This window comes from Microbacterium sp. PAMC21962, assembly GCF_019443465.1.
Taxonomy (GTDB): Bacteria; Actinomycetota; Actinomycetes; order Actinomycetales; family Microbacteriaceae; genus Microbacterium; species Microbacterium hominis.
The window spans coordinates 1,903,062-1,919,738 of sequence record NZ_CP080381.1; the positions used below are offsets into that span (position 1 = coordinate 1,903,062).

The window sequence follows — 16,677 nt, forward strand, 5'->3', positions numbered from 1 at the left end:
GCTAGTGTGCCCCGACGGGCGGCGCCGAGGGTGCGCGCCGCGGCCAGATCGTGTAGCTCACGGCCCAGATCACGTCGGCGGCGAGGATGATCCCGAGGATCCGGACGTTGATCAGCAGCTCGTCCGTCCCGTTGCCGTCGCGGGCGAGCGCGATCAGTCCCCACGTGACACCGCCCGCGATCACGACCATGACGATGGTGCGCAGCACGTCCTTCCAGCACGCGATCGTGTACGCGGTACCCGAGAGTTTGACGGGCGGGGGCCCGGAGGCGAACCGGTGCGCGAAGCGCACGTCGGCCCACGCGATGACCTGATGGCCGAAGGCGACCGAGAAGCCGATGTAGATCGCGGCCAGCCCGTGCTGCCACGAGGCGGTCCCGCCGCGGAGCAGGTCGACGGCCACGAGGGTCAACAGCACCACGTCGATCGCCGGAGCCGCGATCAGCAGCGCCGCTCCCAGCCGCGGCCGCCGCAGCGGGTAGCGCGCGAGGAGGCCGGCGAGCACGGCCACCCAGAACCCGACCTCGCACGCCACGATCAGCGTCACGATCATGCAACCCGCCTCTCTCTTTGTGAGTACAACTGTACTCACAAAGAGGCCCGCCGCGTACCGCCATCCCCACCGCGCACGCAAGGGCTCGCCGCGGCCCGACGCACCCGGCACCATGGAGAGCATGTCGGCATCCCCGAGTCTCGTCTGGTTCCGCGACGATCTCCGCCTCGCGGACAACCCCGCCCTGCGAGCGGCGGTGGACCGCGGCGGACCGGTGGTGGCCGTCTTCGTGCTCGACGAGGAGTCCCCCGGCTTCCGTCCCCTCGGCGGCGCCGCCCGCTGGTGGCTGCACCACTCGCTCGCCGCCCTGGCCGACGGGCTCCGCGAGAAGGGGACCGCGCTCGTCCTGCGCCGCGGCGCCGCCGCCGAGGTCATCCCCCGCCTCGCCGCGGAGGTCGGCGCCGGCGCCGTCTTCTGGAACCGGCGCTACAGCGCGCCGGAGCGCACGGTCGACGCCGGCCTCAAGGAGTCGCTGCGCGCCGACGGCCACGAGGTGAGCTCGTTCGCGGCATCCCTGCTGTTCGAGCCGTGGACCGTCCGCACCGGCGCCGGCACGCCCTACGGCGTCTTCACGCCGTTCTGGCGGGCCTGCCAGCAGCTGCCCGCGCCGCGCGAGCCGCTGTCCGAGCCCCGCGAGATCGCGGGGCCGCCGGCGCCGCCGGCATCCGACGACCTCGACGGCTGGGGACTGCTGCCGACGGCGCCCGACTGGGCGGGCGGCCTCCGCGAGCGCTGGACGCCCGGCGAGCCGGCGGCGCGGCGGCGCCTGCACGCGTTCCTCGCCGAGGACGTCGCCGACTACGACCGGGCCCGCGACGAGCCCGCAGGCGGGGCGACCTCGATGCTGTCGCCCCGGCTGCGGTGGGGCGAGCTGAGCCCCCACCAGGTCTGGCACGCGGCGGTGTCGTCGGGTGCGCGCGTCGGCGGCTTCCTCTCCGAGGTGGGCTGGCGGGAGTTCGCGTGGCACACCCTCTTCCACGCCCCCGACCTGGCGACGAAGAACCTCAAGCCCGCCTACGACGCGTTCCCCTGGCCGCGGCTGAAGCCCTCGATGCTGCGGGCGTGGCAACGGGGCGAGACGGGCGTGCCCCTCGTGGATGCCGGGATGCGGGAGCTCTGGGTCTCGGGCTTCATGCACAACCGGGTGCGGATGGTGACGGCATCCTTCCTCATCAAGAACCTGCTGATCGACTGGCGCCGCGGCGAGGAGTGGTTCTGGGACACGCTCGTGGACGCGGATGCCGCCAGCAACCCGTTCAACTGGCAGTGGGTGGCCGGGTCGGGCGCCGACGCCGCCCCCTACTTCCGCATCTTCAATCCCGAGCTGCAGGCGAAGAAGTTCGACGCCGACGGGCGGTACGTCCGCGAATGGGCGCCGGATGCCGCGGAGCGCGAGCCGATCGTCGATCTCAAGGAGACCCGCGACGCCGCGCTGGCGGCGTACGAGGAGGTCAAGCGCGCCGGCTGAGCGCTCGCGGAATGCGAGGACCGCCCGCGGGGTTGTCTCCGACGATGTCTCCTGCGCTCTCCGTCCTCGATCTCGTCCCCGTCCGCACCGATCAGACCAGCACCCAGGCGGTCGCCTCCTCCCTCGCCCTGGCCCAGCGGGCCGACGAGCTCGGCTACCGCCGCTACTGGTTCGCCGAGCACCACAACATGCCCGCGGTGGCCTCGACGACGCCGCCGGTGCTCATCGCCGCGGCCGCGGCCCGCACGTCGCGCATCCGGGTCGGCTCCGGCGGAGTGATGCTGCCCAACCACGCCCCGCTCGTGGTGGCGGAGCAGTTCGCCGCGCTGGAGGCGATCGCGCCGGGGCGGATCGACCTCGGACTGGGACGCGCGCCCGGAAGCGATCCGGTCATCACCCAGCTGCTGCGGATGAGCGGCACGTCCAGCGACGTCGACCGCTTCCCCGAGCACGTGCGCGACATCTCGGCGCTGATGTCGCCCGACGGCGCCACGGTGCGCCTGACCGGTCGCGGCGACGGGGACGATCGATACGGCATCCACGCGACCCCCGCCGCCACGGGCGCTCCGGAGGTCTGGCTGCTCGGCTCGAGCGACTACTCCGCCCAGCTCGCCGCGGCCTTCGGGCTGCCGTACGTGTTCGCGAACCACTTCTCGGGCGAGGGCTTGGAGCGCGCGCTGGATCTCTACCGCGCGCAGTTCCAGCCGTCGGCCCACCTCGACGTCCCGCGCACCTTCCTCACCGCCAACGCGGTCGTCGCGCCCACGGCGGCGGAGGCCGAGGAGCGGATGCTGCCGCAGGCGCGCATGATGGCGCGGCTGCGCGGCGGCCGCCCGCTGACGGCGCTCGAGACCGTCGAGCAGGCCGCCGCGGCGGAAGCGGAGGACCGGCTCGCGGCACCGCTCATCGACGCTCTGCGCCGCCGCTGGTTCGTCGGCACGGGCGAAGAGTCCCGCGCGGCCCTGGCCGCGTTCGCCGAGCGCCACGGCGTCGACGAGGTCATGATCTCCCCCGTCTCGGGAGCCTACGACGGTGAGGCGATGGACAGCGCGACCGGCCGCATCCAGACTCTCGAGCTGCTCGCGGCCTGACTCCGGAGCTGCGTACGGCGTTTCGACTCGCTGCGCTCGCTCAACGACCGGTAACAGGCGCACCCCCGGTCGTTGAGCGAGGAGCGCAGCGACGAGTCGAAACGCCCCGCCGCAGGCGTCAGGCCTCGGGGGCTCCGGAGATGAGGCCACGCAGCCAGTCGCGGGCCTCGACGAACACCTCGTCGGAGTAGCGGTCGGGGTAGTGCACGATGGCGCGGTCCGCGCGCGGGTACGACCCCAGGTAGATGACCTTCGGGCTGAAGCGGCGCAGGCCCAGGAGGGCGTCGGCCATGCGCTCGTCCTGGATGTGGCCGTCGGCGTCGATGACGAAGCGGTAGCGGCCGAGAGCGTCGCCGATGGGCCGCGACGCGAGCAGCGAGAGGTTGATGCCGCGCGTCGCGAACTGCTCCAGCAGCTCGAGCAGCGCACCCGGATACTCCTCGGGCAGCTCGACGATCAGCGAGGTCTTGTCCGCGCCGGTGGGCGGCGGCGCCGACACCGTGCGGCTCACGAGCACGAAGCGCGTCACGGCGTTGGCGTTGTCGCCGATCTCCTCGGCCAGCAACTCGAGGTCGTGGTGTTCGAGGATGCCGGGAGGTGCGATGGCCGCGTCCGCGTCGCTCACGCCCTCGATCATGTCGACCGCCGAGGCCACATTGCTCGACGCGGGCAGGTGGGCGTGGTCGGGCAGCGTCGCCGACAACCACCGCAGGCACTGGCCGTAGGCGACCGGGTGCGCGGCCACGAGTCGCACGTCCTCGAGGCGCATGCCGGGGCGGCCGACGAGCACGAAGTTGACTCGCACGAGATACTCACCGACGATTCTCAGCCCGGGCATCGTCGCCAACGCGTCCTGCGCCGTGGAGACCCCGCCGTCGACCGAGTTCTCGATCGCGATCATCGCGGCATCCGAGCGGCCGTCGACGACATCGGCGAGCGCTTCCGCGACGTTGCGCACCGGACGCCAGATCTGATCGCGCGCCTCGGGCACCTGCGCGAGGGCCGCCTCCGTGAAGGTTCCGGCCGGACCGAGATAGCTGTAGGTGCGGCGCGAGGGCAGCGGTGCCGCGGGTGCCGCGGTCGACGAAGGCGCGGAAGTCACGGGTGACAGCCTACGCTGAAGGGGTGATCCGCCGATTCTCCTCTCTCGCCGTCGTCACCGCAGCAGCCCTCGCCCTGAGCCTGAGCGCCTGCGCACCGGTCGACGACAAGCCGGCGACCGAGCCCAGCCCCAGCGGCTCCGCGAGCACCACGCCCACACCCACACCGACGCCGACGCCCTCCCCGTCTCCGACCGCGGATCTCGCCTGTCTCGTCGGCGAGTGGCACATGGGCCAGGATCAGGTGACGGCGTTCTACAACGACGTGAACTCGCTGATGGCGAGCTCGGGTGCCACCTTCACGGCGACCGGCACCGCGGATCTCGAGCTGCGCAAGGACGGGTCGTACACGTGGACCCCCGCGGAGCGGGTCGCGGTCGACATCTCCGGGACGGTCACCCTCATCCAGTTCAAGGGCTCCATCACCGGCACCTACACCGTGACCGGCAACGGCATCGGCAGCCAGACGCAGGACACCTCGGGCATGGAGATCGTCGCGACGATCGACGGCAAGGGCACGGATGCCGGTGCCATCAGCCAGCAGATCTCGAACGCCCCGATCACCGACGCGAAGTACGGCTGCAAGCCCGACACGCTGACGCTGATCAACAAGCTGTCCGACAGCACGGCAGCCTCGGTCCTGCATCGGAAGTGACCGCCGGCCCGCCGCAGTGACAGACTGTGGACATGAGCCGCGCAGGACAGCCAGCCGAAGCCTCCGACCTCATCGACATCGATGAGCTCATCGCCGCCTATTACGACCGCAGACCCGATCCGTCCGTTCCCGAACAGCGCGTCGCGTTCGGCACGAGCGGCCACCGCGGGTCGTCGCTGAGCACGAGCTTCAACGAGGACCACATCCTCGCGACCACTCAGGCGATCGTCGACTACCGCGCGACCCAAGGCATCACCGGGCCCCTGTTCCTCGGGCGCGACACCCACGGGCTGTCGCTGCCGGCCGAGCGCACCGCGGTGGAGGTGCTCGTCGCGAACGGCATCGACGTGCGCATCGACTCCCGCGACGCGTGGGTGCCGACGCCGGCCCTCAGCCACGCCATCCTCACCTACAACCGCGGCCGCGCCCTGGACGACCCGGGCCGCGCCGACGGCATCGTCGTCACCCCGTCGCACAATCCGCCGCGCGACGGCGGCTTCAAGTACAACCCGCCGCACGGCGGGCCGGCCGACACGGATGCCACCGGGTGGATCGCCGACCGGGCCAACGCCCTGATCGCCGCGGGCCTGGACGGGGTCGCGCGCACCCCGTTCAAGGACATCGATGCAGACACGCTCGGAAGCTACGACTTCCGCGAGGGCTACGTCGCCGACCTCGCGAACATCATCGACGTGGAGGCCATCCGCCGCGCCGGCGTCCGCATCGGCGCCGACCCGCTCGGCGGCGCGTCCGTCGAGTACTGGGCGCTGATCGGCGAGCGCTACGGCCTCGACCTCACGGTCGTCAACCCCGAGGTCGACCCGACGTGGCGCTTCATGACGCTCGACTGGGACGAGAAGATCCGCATGGATCCGTCGTCGCCCTCGGCGATGGCCGCGCTCGTCGCCCGCCGCGACGAGTACGACGTGCTCACCGGCAACGACGCGGATGCCGACAGGCACGGCATCGTGACACCCGACGCCGGCCTGATGAACCCGAACCACTACCTCGCCGTGGCGATCGACTATCTGTACGCCCACCGCCCGCAGTGGCCGGCCGACGCCGCCGTCGGCAAGACGCTCGTGTCGTCGATGATCATCGACCGGGTCGCCGCGTCGCTCGGTCGGCGCCTGCTCGAGGTGCCCGTGGGCTTCAAGTGGTTCGTTCCGGGCCTGCTGGACGGCTCGGTGGCGTTCGGCGGCGAGGAGTCGGCGGGGGCGTCCTTCCTCCGTGTCGACGGCACCGTCTGGACGACCGACAAGGACGGCATCCTGCTGTGCCTGCTCGCCGCCGAGATCATCGCGGTCACCGGCAAGAGCCCGTCGCAGCGCTACGCGGAGCTGGAGGCCGAGTTCGGCGCGTCCGCCTACCAGCGCGTGGACGCCCCGGCATCCCCCGCACAGAAGGCGGCGCTGTCGAAGCTCGCTCCGGAGGCCGTCACCGCGACGGAGCTCGCCGGCGAGCCGATCACCGCGAAGCTGTCCCACGCGCCGGGCAACGGCGCCGCGATCGGCGGCCTGAAGGTGCAGACCGAGCACGCCTGGTTCGCCGCGCGCCCGTCCGGCACCGAGGACGTCTACAAGCTCTACGCCGAGTCGTTGCGCGGTGAGGAGCATCTGCGCGAGGTGCAGGCCGAGGCCCGCGCCGTCGTCTCCGCGGCCCTGGCCGACTCGTGACGTCGCGCGACGCCTGACGTCGCGTCAGTCACGGCAGCGGCCCCGTCCCTCCTCTCGGAGGGACGGGGCCGCTGCCGTGACGCCGCTCAGGCGGTCGTCACGGCGTTCTCAGCCGCGCGCCGGGCGCCGACGCCGCACGAGGGCGGCTCCCGCGATCAGCAGCAGCACCGCGACGGTGAGCGCCAGGGCGAAGGGCGCCGTCGCGCCGGTGGTGGCCAGCGTGGTCGGCGGCGCCGTGACCGTGACGGCGTACCAGCCGATCACGGTGCCCGCGGCATCCGTCACGGCGAGGCGGTGCGCACCGGCGACCGCGTCCAGCGGAACGGTCACGGGGATCGTCCCTGCGGCCGAGACCGTCGCGGCGCCGAGAGCCCGCGGGGTCGAGAACAGCCACGCGGCGACCTGCTGGCCCGCCCGATCGGCGCCGACCTGCACCGAGACGGTGCTGCCGGCGGCGATGGATGCCGGGCCCGAGATGCGCCCCTCGAGCGCGGTCGTGAGGTCGGCTTCGGTCGGTGTGGACGTGCCGGGTGCGCTCGTCGCGGTCGCCGACGGCGACGGGCTCGCGGTGGGCGATCCCGTCGGCTCGGGCGTCGCAGTCGGCGTCGGCGTGGGCGTCGCGGTCGACGTCGGCGTCGGGGTCGGGGTCGGCGTGGCGGTGCCCGGCTGACCGGTGACCGCGTCCGAGGTCGCCGTACCCGCCGTGAAGCCGGGCGCGGTGACCGTCGCCACGACGGTCAGCTCGTGTCCGACGTCGTCGGTCGTCACGGTGTACTGCGCGCCGTCCGCGCCATCGATCGCGACGCCGTCGCGCTTCCAGACGTAGGCGAGGTCGGCGGTGGCGGGGTCGACGGTGCCGGGCACGGCGCTGAGGGCGGCGCCGACCGTCGGCGTGCCGCCGATCGTCACGCCCGAGAGCACGGCCGCACGCGCGACGGTCACGGTGTACGACTTCTGCGCACCGGAGGGCGCGGTCACCGTCACGGTGGCCGTCCCCTGCCCGTCGCCGGGCTGGACGACGCGGACGCTCGCGTCCTGGTCGACCGCGGTCGCGGCGACCACCGGCCAGGCCGAGCCCGCGACGGCGACCTCGTACGCGGTCGTGTCGGCGGAGAAGTCCTTCACCGACGCCGAACCGACGGTCAGTCGCGCGAGGTCGGCGACCTCCGACGGCGAGGCGGCCGGGGCGTAGATCTCCACCTCCGAGACGATGAGGTGCGTGTTCGGATACGCGTTCATCACCACGCGCACCTGGTCGGCCGAGGCCGCATCGACGGGGACGTCGACCTGCGGATCGCCGGTCGCCGGAGTGCCGACCGTGATCGTGTCGCCGATCACCCACTCCCCGGTGCCGAGGCGGTGGTCGATGTGCATCGTCTGAGCCCACGACGTGCCGCCGTCGCGCTTGAAGTAGACCATCACGTGGGTGACGGGCGTCGGAGCGGACAGGGCGTAGGTGAGGGTGTCGGAGGCGTTGAGCGTACCGCCGCGCCAGTTCGACCAGCCCTTGTCGGTCGTCACGCCGTTGATCGTGCGCGTGGCCGGGTAGCCGCTCTCCGTGTAGGTGGCGGTGGGCGTGCTCGTCGGGGCGACGTTCTTCTCGGTGGGCGTCGTCACGATGACCGTCAGCACGGCGTCGAGCGTGCCGCCTCCGGGCACGGCCGCGGTCCCCGGCACGCGCACGGTACCCGGCGCGGCCAGCTCGGCATCCGTCACGGCATCCCACGACCACGTGACCGGTGCGGCCACCGTTGCGCCGCCCGTACGCACCTCCAGGGGCACGGTCGGCGGCGCCGCCGCCGACACGGCGTCGAGCGTGGTCCCCGCGTAGGTGGTGAGCGAGACCGGCACGGCCGCGGTGAAGGCGCCGACGTCGACGAGCGCGCGGGCGGTGAACGGTGCGCCGAACAGGTCGGTGCCGCTGCCGGCGACCTCGGTCGTCCCGGCGGACCAGTCGTGTCCGGAGAGGTCCCAGGTCACCGCGGCGGTGCGCGTGAGGCCGCCGAGGTAGCGGACCTGCACCGTGCCCGGGAGGGTCGGAGCCACGCCCGCCTCCGTCGTGACCGTCACGTCCGCGACGGTGTCGATCGCGGTCGGCGCGAGGGTCCACGACTGGTTGGCGCCGTTGTTGGAGGTCCAGAGCCCCACGCTCGTGCCGTCGGAGGTGCCCCCGCCGTTGACGTCGAGCACCCGGGTGCTCGCGACGTTCAGGAAGGAGTAGCTCCGACCGTCGAGGGTGTTCGGCACCCACTGCGCGGCCGGATCGGCCGCCGCCTGCTCGGCGCTCTCGGTCGCGAGGGTCAGGGAGGTGCCCGACGAGGCGAGATAGCGCCCGTCGCCCGAGCGCAGCAGCACCCGCTGGCGATCGGTGCCGGCACCGCTGAGGGAGACCGCCGTCCAGGTCTGCGCCGTCGCGGCATCCGCCGTCGTCGCGGAGCTGCGGATCGTCAGCGCGGCGTTCTGCACCGTGAGCGCCTTGCCGCTCTGGGTCCCCAGCAGCTGGTAGGTCGCGCCGTCCTTCACGGCCGGCGCGGCCGCCGCGACGCCGGAGACGCCCGACACCACGAACGTGGTGACCGACTTGGCCGGCACCGTCAGCGTGGCCGTGCGGGTGAGGGGGTCGATCGCGACGTCGCTTCCGCGCACGAGAGCGTTCTGCTCGACCGCGTCCGCCGGCGACTGCGTCGTCACGATCGGGGTGACCTTGGCACCGGGAGCGATCTGGCCGAAGTTCGACAGGTCCAGGCGCACCGTGCGGGCGGATGCCTCGGTGTTCACGTGCACGAGGTTCACACCGTCGCCCGCCGCCGTCACGGCCGCCGTGGTCTGCGTGTCGTTGGTCGGGACGATGTGATCGCCGGGCCGGATGTAGTGCGTGAAGTTGCGGATCGTGTTGTACTTCGCGTTCGTCAGCACCTTGCAGGACGCGTCGGCGTCACCGTCGGCGAGGCGTCGGGCGGACTGGTTCTGCGCGTTGCAGTCGAAGTCGATGAAGACGCTGCCCCAGTTGGTCTTCTCGACCTTCTGCATGTTGTACAGGTCCTCGACGGGCTGCCAGAACACCCAGGCGCGCGGCTCGAGTTCGCGCAGGTCGTCGATCATGTGACCGGCCATGCCCAGGCCGTTGTCGATGTTGGTCTGGTTGAAGCCGGCATTCGAGCTGTCCCAGTTGCCCTCGACCTCGCTCATCCACAGCGGCTTGTCGGAGGTCTTGGCGATGTCGCGCACCATCGTGCGGTTGGACGTGCCGTAGGTGTGGACGTTGAGCTGGGAGACCTCGTCGCGAGAGGTCTGCGACCAGCCGTTCCAGTTCGTCACGAACGTCGAGGGGTTGGTCTCGTCCATGGCCGAGATCGGGACGTCGGTCGTGGTGCCGGGGGCGGCGAGGCGCGCGGCGAGCGCCTGGATCATCTGGTCCTGTCGCTGCGGACCGATGTGCGCGCCCTCCTGGCGGCTCGCGGAGCTCGGCCACGTCGCACCCTGCGGGATCGTGGTGCCCCAGTAGTTCGTGTTCGGCTCGTTGAAGGGGTCGAGCGAGTCGAACTGGATGCCGTAAGTCTCCTCGAGGTGCTCGACGACCTTGACGAGGTAGCCCGCGAACTTGTCCATGTCGGCGGGGGCGAGCTGCTCGGAGGTGGCGTTGTTGATGCCGCCGGAGACGTAGCCGCTCTGCGTGAGGAAGTACGGCGGCGAGTTGCTGAAGGCCTCCCACTTCGTGATCTTGTCCTTCAGCGCCTCGATCCACCAGCGCTGGGTCGCGTCGGCGTTCCAGTCGAAGGCGTCGGGGTCGTCGGGGTTCCAGGCCGCGGCGTAGCGGGCCCGGTCGGCGTAGGTGGAGGTGATGGGCCCGGACGCGTCGCTGGCGTTCAGGTCGGGGTTCCACCATCCGTCCACGGCCCCGCCCGGCCGCAGGTACGACGGCACGTCGGTGGCGTTGCCGCCGCCGATGTTGTAGCGGGCGATGTTGAGGTTGAGGCCGTCTTCGCCGAAGACCTTCTCGAGCAGGTCCTGGCGCACCTGCTCGGGATAGCCGCCGGTCGCGTTGGCGAACCAGACCAGGCTCGTGCCCCACCCCTCGAAGGCCTCGGACGCGTAGGCGGGGTTCGGGGTGATGGTGACGGCGGATGCCGCGACGGCCGGTTCCGGCGCCGCGAGCGGCGCCACGAGACCGGTGACGCCGAGGGCGGTCACGGCGGCGAGGGCGATCAGGCCGGGGGACTTCATCGTGGGGGATTCCTCTCTGTATCGCGTCGTCGCGACCGGGGAGCCAATGCATGTTGACGTTAACATGGCTGGGACAAGCCTAGAGGATTGCCGATGTTGACGTCAACATCGATGACGTCCGTGCGTCGTGCCGGCTTCGCGCCGGGTCAGGAGAGGGCGCGGGCGAGCTCCTCGCCCGCCGCGCGCAGCCACAGGACGGGATCGGCCAGGGCGGCCCCGGCCGGGTCGGGGGCTCCGGCGCGGCGCGCGAGCTCGGTGAGCGAGACGGATGCCGCGAAGGCCGTCGTGTCCGCGTCGGGGTCGATGCGCCCGGCGACGAGCGCCGCCGGCACGCCGAGCGCGGCGGCCACGGCCGACACGTGCGCGGGAGCCTTGCCGGCGGCCGACTGGCCGTCGAAGGAACCCTCGCCCGTGACGACGACGTCGGCGTTCGCGGCGGCGTCCTCGAGCCCGATGAGGCGGGCGACCTCGAGCGCACCCGGCTCCAGGGAGGCGCCCCAGACGAGCAGGGCGAACCCCGTTCCGCCCGCCGCGCCGGCACCGGGCGTCGCGGGATCGACGCCGAACAGCGTGGCGTAGCGGGCGAGGATGGCGTCGAGCTCGGCGAGCCGGTCGGCGGCGACGCCCTTTTGCGGACCGAACACGCGCGCCGCCCCCGTCGGTCCGCACAGGGGCGCCGACACGTCGGTGAGCACCAGGGCGCCGCCGGGCGGGAGGGCACGGAGCCCCGAGAGCTCGACACCCCGCAGCAGCGGCAGGTGCCCGGCGCCGAGCCGGGGGGCCTCGACCACGGACGCGTCCGCGCGGAACCACGCGCCGAGCGCCCGCAGCAGCCCGGCGCCGCCGTCCGTCGACGCGCTGGAGCCGATCGCGAGCACGAGGCGCGAGACCCCGGCATCCAGTGCGGCCGCGATCGCGTCGCCGAAGCCGGCCGTCGAGGCCCGCCACGGATCGCGGCGGTCGCCGAAGAGTTCGATCCCCGCCGTCGAGGCCAGCTCGACCACGCCGGTGCCGGACGGCGCGTCCGGCGTCGCCGGAAGCCGCAGCCAGCTCGCCGCGACCGGTCCGCCCTCCCACGGCGCCGTGACGTCGACCGGCATCCGCCGCGAACCGGGCACCGCGGCGGCGAACGCGTCCAGCGTGCCCTCTCCCCCGTCGGCCATCGGCCGCAGCACGACCTCGTCGGCCGGCCGCACCGACAGCCATCCGTCACGGATCGCGGCCGCGGCCCGCGCCGCGGCGATGGTCCCCTTGAAGCTGTCGGGGGCGACGACGACGCGGGTCATGGGCCGATGCTACGCGGCGGCCGCCCCGGCGGTCATCGGCCGCCTCCGGCATCGGGCAGGATGGAGCCATGACGTGGCTTGTGACCGGCGGAGCGGGATACATCGGTGCGCACGTGGTGCGCGCGCTGCAGGCGGCGGGCATCGCCCCGATCGTTGTGGACGACCTCTCGAGCGGCCACGCGTCGTTCGTGCCGGAGGGTGTGCCGTTCATCGAGGGCACGATCCTGCACCGCGACCTGCTGGTCGACACCATGCGCCAGCACGGCGTCACCGGCGTCATCCACGTCGCCGGGTTCAAGTACGCGGGCGTCTCGGTGCAGCGCCCCCTGCACACCTACGAGCAGAACGTCGAGGGCACGCGGGTGGTCCTGGCGGCCATGGCGGATGCCGGCGTCCACAACATCGTCTTCTCGTCGTCGGCCGCGGTGTACGGCACCCCCGACGTGCCGCTCGTGACCGAGGATCTGCCCAAGCGTCCGGCGTCGCCGTACGGCGAGTCGAAGCTGATCGGCGAGTGGCTGCTGCGCGACCAGGGCGTCGCGACGGCCTCCGACGCGCACCCGCTGCGGCACACCTCGCTGCGCTACTTCAACGTCGTCGGCTCGGCCGACCCGTCGGTGTACGACACGAGCCCGCACAACCTCTTCCCGATCGTGTTCGAGAAGCTGATCGCGGGCGAGACGCCGCAGATCAACGGCGACGACTACGACACCCCCGACGGGACGAACGTGCGCGACTACGTGCACGTCGGCGACATCGCCGCGGCCCACGTCGTGGCGGCGCAGCGCCTCGAGGCGGGCGAACCCATCGAGGCCGCGTACAACCTCGGCTCCCAGAACGGCCTGAGCGTACGCGAGATCATGGATGCCGTGGCACGGGTGACCGGCATCGACTTCACGCCGCGGATCGGCCCGCGCCGTCCCGGCGACCCCGACCGCATCGTCGCGACGGGCGAGCTGGCCGCGCGCGACCTCGACTGGGCGAACCGCTACACCGTCGACGAGATGGTGCGCACCGGCTGGGAAGCCCGCCGCGCCGCGCGCTGACAGCGAGGGTCGCGCGGCGTTTCGACTCTGCGTTTCGACTCGCTGCGCTCGCTCAACGACCGGTGCTCGCTCAACGACCGGCGCTCGCTCAACGACCGGCGCTCGCTCAACGACCGGGAGTACGGATCTCCCGGTCGTTGAGCGCAGCGCGCAGCGCGGAGTCGAAACGCGGTGTCAGGCCCCGAGGCGGACGACCGCCCACGCCACGGGCGGCAGCGACACGCGCAGCACGTCGCCCTCGCGGGTGACCTCCAGCGGCCGCGGCGTCACCCGGTCCGGGTCGGCGAGGGTGTTGGAGGCACGGTAGTCGGGGTCGGTGATCACCCACGACTCGACGAGCGACAGGGATGCCGCGTCCAGCTCCCCCAGGTCGATCTCGATGTCCGCCGCCTCCGCCACCGACCGGTTCACGAGGAACACGCTCGTGCCCTCGGCATCCGTGGTCGCGACGGCGTTCACCGCGGAGACGTCGCCGAAGCGGGTGCTCTGCACGCGCGGCGCCCCCTCGAGCTCGAGCCGGCGCGCCGTGCCGCGACCGAGCCGCGACGTGAGCGAGAACGGGTAGAACGTGGTCTGCCGCCAGGCGGGGCCGCCGGGCTCGGTCATGATCGGCGCGATGACGTTCACGAGCTGGGCGAGCGATGCGGAGCGCACGCGGTCGGCGTGCTGCAGCAGCGTGATGAGCAGGTCGCCCACGACGACGGCATCCATCACGTTGTACTCGTCCTCCAGCAGGCGCGGCGCGACCGGCCAGCCGTCGGGCACGAGGTCGCCCGCCTTGGTGCCGTCGTCGGCGAACTGGTACCAGACGTTCCACTCGTCGAACGAGAGCATGATCCGCTTGTCCGAGCCGCGTTCCGCGGCGACCTCGTCGGCCGCGGCGACGACCTCGCGCACGAACAGGTCGGTGTCCACGGCCGACACCAGGAACTCCTGCGCCTGGCCGTTGCGCTCCTGGTAGTAGGCATGGCACGAGATGAAGTCGACGTCGTCGAACGTGTGGCGCAGCACCTCACGCTCCCACTGCCCGAACGTCGGCATGTCGCGCGCCGACGAGCCGCACGCGACGAGCTCGATCGTCGGATCGAGCATCCGCATCGCCTTCGCCGCGCGCGCGGCGAGCTTGCCGTAGTCCTCGGCGTCACGGTGGCCCAGCTGCCAGGGGCCGTCCATCTCGTTGCCCAGGCACCACATGCGCACGTCGAAGGGCGTGTCCCGCCCGTTCGCGGCGCGCTGGCGGGTCCACGCGGTGTCGGCGGCTACGTTGGCGTACTCGAGCAGGTCGAGCGCCTCCGCGACGTCGCGGGTGCCGAGGTTGACCGCCAGCATCAGCTCGCTGCCGACCTTCTCGAGCCACGAGGAGAACTCGTGCAGCCCCACCTGGTTCGTCTCGGTCGAGCGCCAGGCCAGGTCCAGCCGTCGGGGCCGGTCCGCGCGGGGACCGATGCCGTCCTCCCACCGATAGCCGGAGACGAAGTTGCCGCCGGGATAGCGGATCGTCGTGACGCCGAGCTCCTGCACGAGCGCGATCACGTCGGTGCGGAACCCCTCCTCGTCGGCGGCGGGGTGGCCCGGCTCGTGGATGCCGTCGTAGATGTGCCGGCCGAGGTGCTCGACGAAGCCGCCGTACACCCGCGGGTCGATCTCGCCGACGGGTCCGGACGCGATCACACGTGCGGTCATGGTTTCTCTCCTCACCACTCGACAGGCCTCACCACTCGACAGGCCTCACCACTCGACAGGCCCGAGCAGCAGCCGGTCGCTGAACGCCAGCACGTCGGCCCCGGTCGGTTCCAGATCGAGCACGGTGATCACGTTACGGCCCGCCCGGGTCAGCGGCGCCGGCACGAACAGCGAGTGCTGCGGCCCGGTCTGCCAGAACCGTCCCAGGCAGACGTCGTCGATCCAGACGAGGCCCGTGCCGAGCGCGCGCAGATCGAGCACGAGATCGCGGGCGGCGTCCAGCTCAACGACCGCGCGGAACACCGCGGCTCCGGCGACCGGTGCGCCGTCCGCGGCGGCCGCGTCGCCGGCGCGCGCCGGCAGCTGCTCCCACGGCACCACGACCACGTCCCACGCGGCGGGCGCGGCGCCGCCGACGGTGACGGGTCCGATCAGTCCCTTGTGCTCGCCGATGCGGGGACCGTAGTTCACGCGCCCCTGGTCTTCGACGAGGATGCCGAGCACGCCCGTGCCGCGCGGGAGCACGAGGGTGCGCTCGCGGCGGTCGCGCGAGAGGGTCCCGACCGGGACGCCGTCCAGGCTCACCCACGCGCGATCGCGCACCTCGCCGATCGCGAGGACGACGGGCGCGTCGCCGTGGGCGAGACGCGTCTCGTAGCGCAGGAACCCGCGCGCGATCCCCAGCTCGTCCATCGTGGGGGCGTGGCCCCGTCGCTGCACCTCGACATCGGCCAAGACGTCGTCCAGCGCGCAGACCGTCTCCAGCGGCACCGGCGCGGGCGCCGCGGCGAGGGGCGCCGGCAGATCACCGTCGGCGACGTCGGGCACGGGCGCGTACCGCGCGATCACCTCGCGGAAGGCCCAGAATTTCTCGGTGGGCCGGCCCGCCTCGTCCAGGGGGGCGTCGTAGTCGTAGCTCGTGACGGTCGGCTCGAACACGCCCTTGTCGTTGGCACCGTTGGTCAGACCGAAGTTCGTGCCGCCGTGGAACATGTAGATGTTCACCGAGGCGCCCGCCGCCAGCAGCGCCTCCAGCGAGGCGACGGATGCCGCCGTGGAGGAGGTCCGGTGGAACGATCCCCAGTAGTCGAACCAGCCGCACCAGAACTCGGAGCACATCAGGGGCCCCGTCGGCTGGTGGGTGCGCAGGACCGCGAGACGGTCGGCGACGTTGCCGCCGAACGATCCCGTGCGGTGCAGCTCGGGCAGGCTCCCGCGGGAGAGCATCTCGTCGGTGGGCTGGTCGACGCTGGTCAGCGGCACGCTCACGCCGGCGGCGAGGTAGACGTCGCGCAGGGCCCGCAGGTACTCCTCGCGCTCACCCGCCGTGAACTCGCCGTACGCGCCGTACTCGTTCTCGACCTGCAGGAGGATCACCGGGCCGCCGCGGTCGATCTGGCGGGGCACGACGATCTCGAGCACGCGGTCGAGGAAGCGGGTGACCGGCGCCAAGAATCGCGGGTCGGCAGAGCGCACCCCGATGTCGCCGTCGCGGAAGAGCCACGCGGGAAGTCCCCCGCCGTCCCATTCGGCGCAGATGTAGGGGCCGGGACGCACGATGGCGCGCAGCCCTTCGGCCGCGACGAGGTCGAGGAAGCGCGCGAGGTCGAGCCCGCCGTCGCTGAGGAACACCCCGGGCTCGGGCTCGTGCTCGTTCCACGGCACGTAGGTCTCGATCGTGTTCAGACCCATCAGGCGCGCGGCCCGGATGCGGTCGGCCCACTGATCGGGGTGGACGCGGAAGTAGTGGAGGGCGCCGCTGAGCACCCGGAACGGCTCGTCGTCGAGCAGGAAGTCGTTCTCACCGATGCGGAAGGAGCCGGTAGCCATGCGGGCCTCTCAGAGTCACTGTCGTTCACAGCCGCGGCGGTGGGGTGATCGGGACCACCCCACCG

General features: G+C 72.3%; 11 protein-coding genes. 5 read left to right on the forward strand and 6 right to left on the reverse strand.

The window, feature by feature from the left end:
- Window position 1: 1 nt before the first annotated feature.
- Window positions 2–553, reverse strand: coding sequence for a hypothetical protein (locus KY498_RS09245; protein ID WP_191009552.1), 552 nt, complete (start codon window positions 551–553; stop codon window positions 2–4).
- A 121-nt stretch (window positions 554–674) separates the two neighbouring features.
- On the opposite strand from KY498_RS09245, the gene KY498_RS09250 reads away from it, so the two are divergent.
- Together KY498_RS09250 and KY498_RS09255 are read left to right on the forward strand one after the other, a co-directional pair.
- Complete coding sequence (locus KY498_RS09250; RefSeq protein WP_191009551.1) at window positions 675–2,021, forward strand: deoxyribodipyrimidine photo-lyase; 1,347 nt, start codon at window positions 675–677, stop codon at window positions 2,019–2,021.
- 11 nt (window positions 2,022–2,032) lie between these two features.
- Entirely contained in the window at window positions 2,033–3,112 is a 1,080-nt protein-coding gene (locus KY498_RS09255; RefSeq protein WP_191009550.1) for an LLM class flavin-dependent oxidoreductase, read from the forward strand.
- A gap of 118 nt (window positions 3,113–3,230) precedes the next feature.
- Here KY498_RS09255 and pheA read toward each other — a convergent pair whose 3' ends face one another.
- Window positions 3,231–4,214, reverse strand: coding sequence for a prephenate dehydratase (gene pheA / locus KY498_RS09260; protein WP_060958986.1), 984 nt, complete (start codon window positions 4,212–4,214; stop codon window positions 3,231–3,233).
- Window positions 4,215–4,237: 23 nt separating this feature from the next.
- Between pheA and KY498_RS09265 the strand changes: the two genes are divergently transcribed.
- Window positions 4,238–4,867, forward strand: a complete 630-nt coding sequence (locus KY498_RS09265; protein WP_223849034.1) for a hypothetical protein — start codon at window positions 4,238–4,240, stop codon at window positions 4,865–4,867.
- Window positions 4,868–4,899: 32 nt separating this feature from the next.
- Window positions 4,900–6,543, forward strand: a complete 1,644-nt coding sequence (gene pgm, locus KY498_RS09270; RefSeq protein ID WP_191009549.1) for a phosphoglucomutase (alpha-D-glucose-1,6-bisphosphate-dependent) — start codon at window positions 4,900–4,902, stop codon at window positions 6,541–6,543.
- Window positions 6,544–6,651: 108 nt separating this feature from the next.
- Here pgm and KY498_RS09275 read toward each other — a convergent pair whose 3' ends face one another.
- Window positions 6,652–10,767 (reverse strand): RICIN domain-containing protein, encoded by a 4,116-nt coding sequence (locus KY498_RS09275; protein ID WP_191009548.1) that lies wholly within the window; start codon window positions 10,765–10,767, stop codon window positions 6,652–6,654.
- 146 nt (window positions 10,768–10,913) lie between these two features.
- The gene (locus KY498_RS09280) at window positions 10,914–12,053 is read right to left on the reverse strand and encodes a glycerate kinase (RefSeq protein WP_191009547.1); all 1,140 of its coding nucleotides are present in this window, start codon (window positions 12,051–12,053) and stop codon (window positions 10,914–10,916) included.
- Window positions 12,054–12,121: 68 nt separating this feature from the next.
- Here KY498_RS09280 and galE point away from each other — a divergent pair, with 68 nt between their 5' ends.
- Window positions 12,122–13,099, forward strand: coding sequence for a UDP-glucose 4-epimerase GalE (gene galE, locus KY498_RS09285; RefSeq protein WP_061782015.1), 978 nt, complete (start codon window positions 12,122–12,124; stop codon window positions 13,097–13,099).
- 174 nt (window positions 13,100–13,273) lie between these two features.
- On the opposite strand, the gene KY498_RS09290 is transcribed toward galE, so the two are convergent.
- Complete coding sequence (locus KY498_RS09290; protein ID WP_191009546.1) at window positions 13,274–14,782, reverse strand: alpha-N-arabinofuranosidase; 1,509 nt, start codon at window positions 14,780–14,782, stop codon at window positions 13,274–13,276.
- A 45-nt stretch (window positions 14,783–14,827) separates the two neighbouring features.
- Complete coding sequence (locus tag KY498_RS09295) at window positions 14,828–16,612, reverse strand: beta-galactosidase family protein (protein ID WP_191009545.1); 1,785 nt, start codon at window positions 16,610–16,612, stop codon at window positions 14,828–14,830.
- Window positions 16,613–16,677: the final 65 nt, after the last annotated feature.

What these genes read in the sequence shown, in the direction of transcription:
- KY498_RS09275 (WP_191009548.1), bottom strand. Translation starts at nt 10,767, where the DNA reads ATGAAGTCCCCCGGCCTGATCGCCCTCGCCGCCGTGACCGCCCTCGGC.
- KY498_RS09295 (WP_191009545.1), bottom strand. Translation starts at nt 16,612, where the DNA reads ATGGCTACCGGCTCCTTCCGCATCGGTGAGAACGACTTCCTGCTCGAC.
- pgm (WP_191009549.1), top strand. Translation starts at nt 4,900, where the DNA reads ATGAGCCGCGCAGGACAGCCAGCCGAAGCCTCCGACCTCATCGACATC.
- galE (WP_061782015.1), top strand. Translation starts at nt 12,122, where the DNA reads ATGACGTGGCTTGTGACCGGCGGAGCGGGATACATCGGTGCGCACGTG.
- KY498_RS09245 (WP_191009552.1), bottom strand. Translation starts at nt 553, where the DNA reads ATGATCGTGACGCTGATCGTGGCGTGCGAGGTCGGGTTCTGGGTGGCC.
- KY498_RS09290 (WP_191009546.1), bottom strand. Translation starts at nt 14,782, where the DNA reads ATGACCGCACGTGTGATCGCGTCCGGACCCGTCGGCGAGATCGACCCG.
- KY498_RS09255 (WP_191009550.1), top strand. Translation starts at nt 2,033, where the DNA reads ATGCGAGGACCGCCCGCGGGGTTGTCTCCGACGATGTCTCCTGCGCTC.
- KY498_RS09250 (WP_191009551.1), top strand. Translation starts at nt 675, where the DNA reads ATGTCGGCATCCCCGAGTCTCGTCTGGTTCCGCGACGATCTCCGCCTC.
- KY498_RS09280 (WP_191009547.1), bottom strand. Translation starts at nt 12,053, where the DNA reads ATGACCCGCGTCGTCGTCGCCCCCGACAGCTTCAAGGGGACCATCGCC.